Source organism: Catenulispora pinisilvae (assembly GCF_015356865.1).
GTDB classification, from domain to species: domain Bacteria; phylum Actinomycetota; class Actinomycetes; order Streptomycetales; family Catenulisporaceae; genus Catenulispora; species Catenulispora pinisilvae.
This window is the reverse complement of record NZ_JAAFZA010000305.1, coordinates 1-11,095: the sequence shown is the minus strand read 5'-3', so window position 1 is coordinate 11,095 and position 11,095 is coordinate 1. Positions and strand designations below refer to the sequence as shown.

Genomic DNA, 11,095 nt, shown 5'->3' with positions numbered 1-11,095 from the left:
GCCCCCCGCCAGGCACCACCCGCGCAGACGCTCAGTCCGCCTCGGAAGCGGCTGGGTTGGATGACACCGCCGAGGCGACCAGCTCGCCCTCCGCAGTGGCGTGTCCCATCGCCTCGGCCGCTAGCTCCGGCTGGTCCCGCAGCTCCTTCGCGCTGAACTCGTCGGCGACCCGGCCGGCGACCAGGATCGTCACCCGTTCGGCGACCTCCACGGCGAATGCCGGGCGGGGTGCGGCTACCAGGATCGTCAGGCCGCGCTCCGGCAGGGTCTTGATGAGGTCGGCGATGTCCTGGACGATCAGGGGGGCCAGGCCCTCGGTCGGTTCGTCCAGCAGCAGTAGGCGGGGCTGGCCGAGGAGTGCCCGGGCGATCGCCAGCATCTGCTGCTCGCCGCCGGAGAGTTGGCGGCCGCGGTGGCCGGCGCGCTCGGCGAGGCGGGGCAGTAGTTCCTTGACGCTGTCCGGGGTCCACTGGGCGGCGGCGCGGCGGCGTCGGCCTCCGGCCGCGAGTGTCAGGTGTTCCTGGACCGTCAGCCCCGGGAACACCCGGCGGCCCTGGGGCACCAGGCCGACTCCGGCGCGGGCGCGGCGGTGTGCGGGCAGCCGGGTGAGGTCGGAGCCGGACACCGACACCCGGCCGGACGAGGCTGGTACGAGGCCTGCGACGGTGTGGATCAGTGTGGTCTTCCCGGCGCCGTTGTGGCCGACCACCGCGTGGACGGAGCCGTCGGGGATCTCCAGGTCCAGGCCGTGCAGGACGGTGCCGCCGTCGTAGCCGGAAGTCAGGCTGCTGAGACTGAGCATCAGACAACCTCCTCGACGGCGTCCGGCACGGCCCCGGACTCGCCGAGGTAGGCGGTCCGCACCGCGGCGTCGGCGGCGATCTCGGTCGGCGTCCCGGTCGCCAGCAGCTTCCCGTCCTGGAGCACGGTCACCGTGTCGGCGATCGCTGCGACGAATGCGAAGTCGTGCTCGACGACGACCACCGTCACCTCTTCGGGCAGCGCCCGCATCGCCGTCAGCAGCCGCTCGACGCCCTGATCGGTCAGCCCGGCCGCCGGCTCGTCGAGCAGCAGCACCCGCGGGTCGGCCGCCAGCGCCATCCCGATGTCCAGCATCCGGCGTTCGCCGTGGGCCAGCGCGCCGGCCGGTCGGCTGGCGAGGGCGGTGATGCCCGCGGTCTCCAAGTAGCGTTCGCAGGACTCGGACAAGCTCCGATAGCGGCCCCGGCGCCACTTCCCCCGCACCTTCGAATGCGGCCACGCGGCCAGCGCGATGTTGTCCGCCACCGACAACGTGCTCCACACGGTCGGCTGCTGGAAGGTGCGCGCGATGCCCAGCCGGGAACGCTTGACGCGGCTGGTGCGGGTGACGTCGCGGCCGTTGTAGCGGATCCGGCCGGCGGTCGGGCGCAGCTCCCCGGCGATGAGGTTGAGCAGAGTTGTCTTGCCGGCGCCGTTGGGGCCGATCACCGCGTGCCGGCGCCCGGCCTCGAAGGTCAGATCCAGGCCGCCGACCGCGAGCGTGCCGCCGCTGAACGCCTTCGTCAGGCCACTGACTTCGATCATGTTGGCGGATACAGAGCTCGTATTTGCAGATGCAGACACCGAGCTCATGTTGGCCGATGCCGAGCTCGCGTTCGCGGGTAGCGAGCTCATATTCGCAGATACCGAACTCACGTCCGTCATGCCGGACCTCCCCGTCGTTTCGGCGCCCGGAAACGGATCCCGGCCACGCCGTCGGGCAACGCGTAGACGGCGACGATGAACATCAAGCCGAGCAGCAGCGGCCCGTGGCCCGGGAACGGTCCGGACAGCCAGTCCTGGGTAGCCACGATAAGCCCCGCGCCGAGCAGCGCGCCCAACGGCGAGGTCGCGCCGCCGAGTACCACGGCCAACAGCACCAGCGCCGAGTTGGAGAAGCTGCCGTCGTCCGGCGACACGTAGGCGTTGACGGTGCACATCAGCACCCCGCCGAACCCGGCCAGCGCACCGGCCGCGACATAAGCAAGCCACTGATACCGCGTCACCGGGTGCCCGGCGGATCGCATGCGGGCCTCGTGGTCGCGGCAGGCCAGCAGCAGCTTGCCGACCGGGGAGCGCAGCACCCACCAGACCACGGCGATGACGATGGCGGTGGCGGTGAGCACGAACCAGTAGATCGACCGGTCGGAGCTGAGCGCGGCCATCCCGGGAAGCGGCTGGATCGGCGTGATCCCGTACATGCCGTCCGTTCCGCCGGTCAGCGAGCGCCACTCCCCGGCCGCGGTGACGGTGAGCTCGCCGAGCGCCAGCGTGGTCATCAGGAACGCCACGCCGCGGGTGCGGATCGCGACCAGTCCGGTGGCCGCGGCGAACGCGGCGGCCACGAGCGTCCCGCACAGCAGTTGCAACACGCCGACGGTGTGCCCGTGCGTGCTCATCACCCCGGCGGTGTACGCGCCGACCAGGAACGGCGCCGCCTGGCCCATCGTCGGCAGGCCCGAGTAGCCGGCCAGGATGCTGACACTGACGGCCAGCACGCCGAGCGCCAGTGCCTTGGACATCAGGCTGATCCCGTATCCGTCGAAGCTCGACGGCGCGATCAGCAGGAACACGGCCAGCACCGCACCGGGCACGCCGATCCGCACCGGCCGGGAAAGCAGAACCGCCGGGATCCTCATGCGTGCGCCCCCGCCGCCGCACCGGCTCCGACGGCCGACGAACCCCGGAAGGTGCGGACCACCAGGGCCACGGCCATCAGGCCGAACAACAGATACGGGGCCCAGTTGGAGGAGATCGACACGCCCAGCGTCTCGATCTCGCCGACCGCGATCGCCGCGCCGAACGCGCCGAGCACCGAGCCGGGGCGGCCGAGCACGATGACGACCATCGACAACATCAGGACCTTGTCGGCGGTGTCCGGTCCGGGGCCGATGATCGGCGCGCCGAGGCCGCCGGCCAGTCCGGCCAGCGCGCCGGCCGCGCCGCACAGCGCCGCGTGCACCCGCCACGGCGCGTAGCCCATGGCGCCGACCATCTCCCGGTCGTCGGCCGCGGCCCGCAGCAGCGCCCCGGCCCGGGTCCGGCCCAGGACGTAGGTCCCGGCCAGGGCCAGCACCGAGGCCACCACGATGAACATCAGGCGGTAGGTCGGGTAGACGTGCCCGAAGATCTGCACCGTGCCGTTCACCGACTTCGGGATCACGACCGGGTGTTCATCGGTGCCGTAGACGGTGGTCAGGACGTCCGCCCCGACCAGGGACAAACCGAACGTCAGCAACGCTTGTGGGAGATGGCCGCGGTCGGCCAGCGGCAGCGTCCCGGCGGCCAGGAGCCCGCCGCCGAGCGTGCCGCCGACCGTGGCCACGGCCAGTCCCAGGAAGGCCGAGGACCAGGAGCCGTCGGACACCGAGGCGGCCAGGTAGCCGCCGAGTGCGAACAGGGTCCCGTGGGCGATGTTCAGCACGCCGCCGATCCCGAACAACAAAGTCAGGCCGGCGGCCGCGACGAACAGCAGCAGCCCGTAGGCCACTCCGTCCAGCGCGGGCACGAAGTGCGTGTTGATCGCACCCATGGGACCCCTTCCGCAGTGCTCTTACTGGTTGTACTGGTGGAACTAGTTCAAATAGTTGAACTGGTTGTACCGGCTGTACTCGTTGTGCTGGTTGTGCTGGTTGTGCTGGTTGTGCTGGTTGTGCCGGTGGTGCAGGTCGATCCCTGCGACGCCTCTCAGCTGCCGATGGTAGCCAGGTCGCCGATCTTCACGTTGGCCAGTGCCGTGCCGTCCATCTCGACCTTGCGCAGGTACCACTTCTGCACCGGCACGTGGGTGTCGGCCGACAGCTGCCAGGTCCCGCGCGGGCTGTCGATCTGGCCCATCCCCTTGATCGCCGCGTTCACCGCGTCCGGCGTCGGGTTCGGCCCGGCCTTGGCGATCGCCTGGTCCAGCACCGAGGCCGCGTCCCAGCTGTACATCGCGGTGGCCGGCGGGGCCTCGCCGTTGTACTTCTGCGACCAGGCCGAGACGAACTGGCGGTTGGCGGCGCTGGAGATGTCCGGGGAGTAGTTCATCGTGGTGATGATGCCGGCGGCCGCCTGGCCCTCGGCCTTGAGCGCGCCGCCCTCGGTGATGAAGCCGGCCGCGTACAGCGGGATGTCCTTGGCGTCGGACTGGGACCAGTCCTTGACGAAGTCGATCGCGTTCTGCCCGGTGTAGAAGCAGTAGATCGCCTTCGCGCCGGAGGCCTTGACCTTGGACAGGAACGGCGTGAAGTCCGTGGTGTTCGGGAACGGCGTGAAGGTCGCCTTGCCGCCGTCGTTGGCCAGCTTGCCGCCGGCCTTGGTGTAGGCCTCGGTGAAGCCACGGAGCTGGTCGTAGCCGCCCTGGTAGTCCGGGCCGAACGCGTAGACCGAGCCGGGGACGTTCTGCGCCATGTACGGGCCCATCGAGGAGCCCGGGTCGGTGGACATGAAGCTCATGGTCCACAGGTGCGAGACGTCCTTGACCGTCGGGCGGCCGCCGGTGTTGACCACGGGCACGCCCGCGGCGGTGGCGATCGGCACCACGGCCTGGATGGTCGGGGTGGCCACGATGCCGGCGATGGCCAGCACGTGGTCCTGCTCGATCATCTTCTTGGCCACCGGCACCGCGGCCGCGCCGCCGTTGGCCTCGTCTCCCACCTTCAGGGTGACCTTGTGGCCGCCGAGCATGTCGTTGTGGGTGTCCAGGTAGAGCTGGAACCCGTTGAGGTGGTCCGGGCCCAGGGCCTGGTTGCTGCCGGACAGCGCGGTGATCAGGCCGATGTTGATCGGCGCGTCGCCCTTGGCAGAGCTCTTACTCGAAGTGCTGCTGCTGCAACCGGCCGCCGCGAGCGCGGTCACCGCGCCGACGGCCACGGCAGCGCGCAGGCGCACCGATACTCGTGACGAGAACAAGACTGTCTCCTTAAGCGGTTGATATCAGTGGTCACGCGGAACAGGCTCGCCGGCGTTGAGCGGCCGGCGGCCCGAACTTCGGTCCGAACTTCGGTCTTGCGGGCGGTGCATGGGGCGTTCGTGGGGCTTTTCGTGGGGCATTCCGTGGAGCGTTTGTGGGGTTCGCAGGGCCCTTGTGGGGCGTTCGTGGGGCGGTTCAGGGGCGGGCGAAGGCCGCGTCCGGGTTCATCCGCAGCTGGGTGACGGCGTGCTCGACCAGCGTGACCAGCACCCGTTTGCTGGACTCGCGGCGCCGGGCGTCGCACATCAGCAGCGGGACGTCGTCGCGCACCGAGAGCGCGTCACGGATCTCCTCGTGGCCGTGCATCGGGGCGCCGTCGAACTGGTTGATCGCCACGACGTGCGGGATGCCGCGGTGCTCGAAGAAGTCGATGGCGGCGAAGGCGTCGTCCAGCCGCCGGACGTCGGCCAGCACCACGGCGCCGATCGCGCCGCGGGACAGTTCGTCCCAGAAGAACCAGAACCGCTCCTGGCCCGGCGCGCCGAACAAGTACAGGATCAGGTCCTGGGCCAAGGTGATGCGGCCGAAGTCCATCGCCACCGTCGTCGCGGTCTTGCCCGGGATGTTCCGGACGTCGTCGATGCCGGCCCCGGCCGAGGTCATCTCCGCCTCGGTGGTCAGCGGCTGGATCTCGGACACCGAGCCGACCAGGGTGGTCTTGCCGACGCCGAACCCGCCGGCCACCACGATCTTGGCCGCGGTGGCCTGGTCGGCCCTCACCGGAACCGTCCGGCGGCCTCGCGGGCCAGCATCCGGGACCGCGCCATCGGCGTCAGCGCGGCGCCGACCTGGTTGATCAGCTCGGCCATGGTGTAGGAGACCTGGCCGATGTCGCACTCACGCCGGGCGAAGACCAGCAGCGAGGCCCCGTCGCTGACCGCCATCGAGAACAGGAAGCCGCCGAGCAGTTCGGTCAGGTTGCTCTGCACGGGCGCGGCGTGCAGCAGCCGGGCCGCGCCGGCCAGCAGGCCGACCAGCCCGGAGGCCACCGCGGCCAGGTTCTCGGCCTGCTCGTCAGTCAGGTCGCTGCTGGCCGCCACCACCAGCCCGTCGGCCGAGACCGCCAGAGCGTGCACGACACCGGGGACCCGGAGTGCGAAGTCGTTGAGGAGCCAGTCCAGATTGTCCGGGGGGCTGCTGGGCATGAGCGACATTTAGAAGGTCCCTGTACTTGAAGGCGGCGTGTAGGGGGTCTGGGGGGCGCTGCCGGGCGCGCCGCGGCCGCCGATCCCGCGGGCGTAGGCCACCATCGAGGCCGAGACCCGGGACGGGTCGCGCTCGACCGGGCTGGCCACCTCGGGCTCGTCGTCCATCGCCTCGGCGGGGAGCCGGGCCAGCGGCACCCGTTTGGGCAGACCGTGCGTGGTCTTCAATTTGGGCTGCTCCGCCGCCGGCGCGGGGGGTGTCGCCGGGGCCGCCGGAGCGGTGGGCAGAGCGGGCTGGGCCTGGAACGACGGCTGCTGGGCCGGGGCCGCCGGCCGTGGCTGGTACGACGGCTGGCTCTGGTACTGCGAGGCCTGCGCCTGGGACTGCGAGGCCTGGGTCTGGAAGGACGGCTGCACCGGGACCGCGGCCGGGGGCTGCGCCGGTGGCTGGGGCTGGAACGAGGGATCGCCCTGGAACGTGTGCTCACCCTGGAAGGACGGGTGCCCCTGGTAGGAAGGCTGGCCCTGGTAGGAAGGCTGGCCCTGGTACGAGGGCTGATTCTGGTACGAAGGCTGATTCTGGTGCGAGGGCTGCGACTGCGCCGAGGCCTCGAACGCCGACCGGGCCGGATACGCCGGCGCCGGCTCCTGGGCGCCCTGCGCGGCCTGGGCCGCCTGCAACGCTTGAGCTTGGGCGGCCTGAGCGGCCTGGGCTTGCGCCGCCTGGGCCGCCTCGGCCGCGGCCCGGCCGCGCAGCGCTCCGGCCAGCCACGGACTCAGCGGCCCGTCGGCGACGCCCGGACCGGAGACCGCGTCGCCGGCCGGGGCCGCGGGACCGGCCGGGCGGCTCAGGGGCCGGACCCGGATCGGGGCCGGCGGGAAGCCGTTGACGCCTTCGCCGATGCTCTGCTGAGTGGAGGCGTAGGGGTCCGATGCGAAGCCGTTCGCTCCTTGCTGCGCCGCCCACTGACCGCTCGCGTCCATCGCGGCCGCCCCGGCCGCGGCGCCCATCGCGGGCTGCTGCGGGAAGGCCGAGGTCTGGGTGCGCGGGTTGAACCCGCCGGTCCCCGCCCCGAACCGGTCGGGCTCCGGCTCCGGCGCCACCGACCGGCGGCGCCGCCCGCCGGCGACCGCGCCGGCCCCGGAGTTGCGCGCCCCGGCGGTGTTCCGCTCGCCGGGGGAGCCCATGCCCGAGACCAGCGAGTCGATCGCGGCCGTGGCCATCGTCGGGGCCAGCAGGTCCGGCGCCCCCGGCGACCAGTACAGCGTCGGCGGCAGCACCAGTTCGGCGATCGTGCCGCCCTGCGGGTTCTGCCGCAGTTCCACGGCTATGCCGTACCAGGACGCCAGCTGCCCGGCCACGGTCAGGCCCATCGCCTTGACCGAGGCGGCGTCCAGGTGGGTCGGCGTGGTCAGCCGGGCGTTGAGCTCCGAGCGCCGGCGCGGGGTCATGCCGATGCCGCGGTCGGTGATCTGGATGATGATGCGGTCGGCCAGCACCCGCATGTCGACCAGGACCCGGCTGTCCGGGGAGGAGAACGCGGTGGCGTTGTCCAGCAGTTCCGCGCACAGGTGCACCAGGTGGTCGACCACCGGCGGGGCGATGACCACCCCCATGTCGACGTTCACCAGGTCGACCCGCGAGTACTTCTCGATGCGGCCGGAGGCGGCGCGGATCACGTCGATCAGCGGCACGCCCTCGTCGCGGATCCGCACCGTGCCCTCACCGCCCAGGACCAGCAGGCTCTCGTTGTTCCGGGTCATGCGCGCGGCCAGGTGGTCGAGCACGAACAGCCGGGCCAGCCGGTCCGGGTCCTGCTCGTCGCGCTCGGCCTTGTCCAGCTCCAGGGTGAGCGCGCCGGTCAGCCGCTCGCCGCGGCGGGCCAGGGCGACGAACGCCGCACCCACGCCGGAGCGCAGCAGCACCTGTTCGGCGGCGGTGCGGATGGCCTCGCGCCGGACCGCGTTGAAGGCCCGGGCCACGGCGGCGATCTCGTCGTCGCCCAACACCTGCAGCCCGCCGGCCGCCTCGTCGGCGAACTCCTCGGGGGTCTGGCCGGTCAGCGAGCCGGTGCCGCGCAGGGCCTGCACCGCGGCCGGCAGGTCCTCGAAGGCCACGGCGTGCGCGCCGTCGCGCAGGCCGCGCAGACCCTTGATGATCGGCCGGCCCAGCCGCAGGCTGACCATCAGCGCCAGCAGCATCGTGCCGGCCACCGCCGCGGCCTCGACCCCGGCCAGTTCGCGCTGATACCTGCGGTCCTTGGCGATCAGGTCGAGCGTGGACAGGTCCATGTCGTGCCGGACCCCGTCCAGCGCGGTCAGCCGGGCGTCCAGCGTGCTGGTCCACTGCTTCGGGTCCAGCTGCACCTTCGTGCCCGGCGCGGTGTCCGCGACGGTGTCCTCCAACTGGCCGGCGCCGGCCATGCCCGGACCGCCGAGCGCCTGGTTCGGGACGTCCTGCCAGCTGGCCGGGGCCAGCGCGCCGAAGGACTCCAGGGCGCTGGAGTAGCTGTTGCGGCTGCCGATCAGGTCCTGGGCGGCGGAGGCCGTCTGGGTCGGCGCCGCCAGGGTCCGCAGGACGTCGGCCTCCTCACCGCTGAGCGCCTCGCGGGCCTGGCTCAGCGCCGAGGTGGCGCGCAGCATGGTCGCCACCGAGGAGGAGGCCCCGGAGTTCTGCACCAGGTCGTGGTAGGACAGCAGGTCGGCGATGACGATGTGGTACTGGAAGTCGGCCGCCGAGAGCACCTGCGGGGAGTTGCCGCGGATCAGGTCGCGCAGGGTGTCGATGGCCCGCAGTTCGCCGTCGATCCGGGACAGCAGCGCCTTGCCGTCCGAGGACAGCCACGGCATCCCCTTGACCTTGTCCTCGTAGGCCGCGGTCGCCGCCTGGGTCTTGGCGATCTGGTCGTTCAGCCCCGCCGAGTCGGCGCCGGAGGAGCCGCTGAGGATCAAGGCCACCTGGGTGCGCTCGGCCTGCAACTGCGAGACCAGGTCCGCGGCCGCCGAGGCGGAGTTCATCAGGGTGTACAGATGCCCGGCGCTGATCGCCCCGGAGGTCGAGGTGACCAAGGCCAACGCCCCGAAACCGGAGACGGCACACAGGGGGACAGCGACCAGTATGCCGAGCTTCTTGGTGATTCTCACGGGTGGCCTTTGCGATCCGCGCTGGTCGGCGCATCGGAGTGGTGGCGGCGAACTACGTCGGCAGGTTTTCTCATGCGTGGGTTCAACACTCAATCAAAGTTCTGTCAAAGGCCGACCCGACGGCCAGGAAACAGACCACTGCTTTGTTCGAGCGAATGCATGTTAGCGGAAACGGCATGGCTGGAGACAGTCTGGGTGGTGGAACGGACACGGAACGCGCTTGTCCGCCGGTGAACAGCCGGTTCGTTATCAAGCGGTGCTGAGGATGTCCGTTTCCGGTCGTCGCGGGCCGGTGCGTCCGCCGCCGTCGACTACAGTGAGTTGGCAATACCCGAAGAAACCTCGGATGACTCCGCCGAATCCGAGACGAATCGCGGCGGCGGTGCGCGGCGATCGGGCGACTGGGAAGCCTAGAAGTACTGGGAAGCCCAGAAGTACGCGGATCATGAATTCATGAACGCGTAACCTCATGCGCGCGCGGCATCAGCCCGCGAACTCGAGCTCGGACTAGAGCTCGAAGTTCGAGCTCGAGCGCGCGTAGCTTCAGCCCGCGACCTCAGGCCGCGGCCTCAGGCGCCGGTGGCCTCAAGCGCTCGCAGCTCAAGTGCCCGCGGGCGGATCGGCCAGCAGTCCGGAGACCGGCGGTGGCGTCCATCGTTCGGGCTTGGGCTTGCGGACGCCATACTCGTCCTTGAGGTGGTCGGGGATCGCGTAGTGCATCACCCGGCCGCGGGTCAGTGAACTGAGCTCGAATCGCGTGGTGAGCGCGCCGAGCCGGTCGATGACCATCGCGGCCAGCGGCGAGCGTTCCTTGAGGTGTTCGGTGACGCCGAGCAGCAAGGGTGCGGCGGGCACCAGGTGGTCGAAGACCGCCGAGCGGGGCACCTGGAGCCAGTCCGCGGCGGTGTCGCCGACGAGATAGCGGATCAGGGCCGGGACCACCGGATCCATCAGCGTGCCCGGGACGACGTCCTCGTAGAGCTCCACGAGCTGCTTGGTCAGTTGAACGCCCTCATCGGAGGGCCCCATGAACTTCGCCATGTAAAGGTCTGAGAAATCGCGCGCCTCGGCGAGGTCGGCCGGCGCCGCGGCGAGGTCGATCCCGAGCATCGCGCCGACGACGCGCCATGCGTAGAAATACGCATCCGCGCCGTCCCTGGTGAGGTGCACACCCAGGCGGTGCAAGGCGTCCAGGACCTGGATGGAGAACATCATCTGGCCGCCGATCATGTCCTCCTGGCAGATCGGCACACCCCAGGTGGCCTCGTCCCACGCGCCCTCACGGCGCAGGTGGTGCCGGATGGAGGCGTGCAGCAGGCGGACTTTCTGGGCGGCCGGGACAAATGCGCCGCCGGCCTCGAACGCGTCGGGGCGCATTAGGTAGACGGTGAACTGACCGGTGGCGGCCATTCGGTTGGAGGGGTAATCCAACGCGTGCGTGGCGGCCAGCAGCTTGGCCACGTGCGGCAGCATGTAGCAGGCCGGCATCGAGGCGAAGGACAGCGCCGTGGAGATGTGGACGTTGTTGTCGATGAAGAACATGCGCGCCGCCTCCATCCGGTCCCAGTCGACCCAGTCCGGAGCGCTGGCGGTGGCCGCGAGGTAGTCGTGGGCGACCTGGGGCAGGCCTTCGGGGAGCGACTCGCCGGTGTGCTCGAAGGAGCGCACCAGGGTGTTGTAGTGGCCGACCTCGCCGGTGGCGAACAGGGCGTCGACGGTGGCGTCGGCGAGGTCGTCGCCGCGCAGGCGCAGGGCGGCCATCGCTTCGGGGGTCACGGGCATCGGGGTCTCCTCGGCGGGCGGTGGCGGTGGCGGTGGTCGTGGCAGGAGC

At 71.0% G+C, this 11,095-nt stretch carries 9 protein-coding genes; all 9 read right to left on the bottom strand.

Annotated features, from left to right (window positions below; translation table 11 throughout):
• Positions 1-31: 31 nt before the first annotated feature.
• The gene (locus IZR01_RS44075; protein ID WP_194927299.1) at positions 32-802 is read right to left on the bottom strand and encodes an ABC transporter ATP-binding protein; all 771 of its coding nucleotides are present in this window, start codon (positions 800-802) and stop codon (positions 32-34) included.
• Positions 802-1,605, bottom strand: coding sequence for an ABC transporter ATP-binding protein (locus IZR01_RS44070; protein WP_323746622.1), 804 nt, complete (start codon positions 1,603-1,605; stop codon positions 802-804). The genes IZR01_RS44075 and IZR01_RS44070 overlap by 1 nt, the downstream gene beginning before the upstream one ends.
• 77 nt (positions 1,606-1,682) lie before the next feature.
• A complete protein-coding gene (locus IZR01_RS44065) occupies positions 1,683-2,660 on the bottom strand; it encodes a branched-chain amino acid ABC transporter permease (RefSeq protein WP_194898056.1) in 978 nt (325 codons plus the stop codon).
• Positions 2,657-3,553, bottom strand: a complete 897-nt coding sequence (locus tag IZR01_RS44060; RefSeq protein ID WP_194898055.1) for a branched-chain amino acid ABC transporter permease — start codon at positions 3,551-3,553, stop codon at positions 2,657-2,659. The genes IZR01_RS44065 and IZR01_RS44060 overlap by 4 nt, the downstream gene beginning before the upstream one ends.
• Positions 3,554-3,708: 155 nt before the next feature.
• The gene (locus IZR01_RS44055; RefSeq protein ID WP_194898054.1) at positions 3,709-4,914 is read right to left on the bottom strand and encodes an ABC transporter substrate-binding protein; all 1,206 of its coding nucleotides are present in this window, start codon (positions 4,912-4,914) and stop codon (positions 3,709-3,711) included.
• Positions 4,915-5,110: 196 nt separating this feature from the next.
• A complete protein-coding gene (locus IZR01_RS44050; protein ID WP_194898053.1) occupies positions 5,111-5,695 on the bottom strand; it encodes a GTP-binding protein in 585 nt (194 codons plus the stop codon).
• Positions 5,692-6,129: a roadblock/LC7 domain-containing protein gene (locus IZR01_RS44045; RefSeq protein WP_194898052.1), complete on the bottom strand. Its 438-nt coding sequence runs from the start codon at positions 6,127-6,129 to the stop codon at positions 5,692-5,694. The genes IZR01_RS44050 and IZR01_RS44045 overlap by 4 nt, the downstream gene beginning before the upstream one ends.
• Complete coding sequence (locus tag IZR01_RS44040; RefSeq protein WP_194927298.1) at positions 6,130-9,264, bottom strand: sensor histidine kinase; 3,135 nt, start codon at positions 9,262-9,264, stop codon at positions 6,130-6,132.
• 600 nt (positions 9,265-9,864) lie between these two features.
• On the bottom strand, positions 9,865-11,046 hold the full coding sequence (locus IZR01_RS44035; protein WP_194927297.1) for an oxygenase MpaB family protein: 1,182 nt from the start codon (positions 11,044-11,046) through the stop codon (positions 9,865-9,867).
• Between the last annotated feature and the right edge of the window lie 49 nt (positions 11,047-11,095).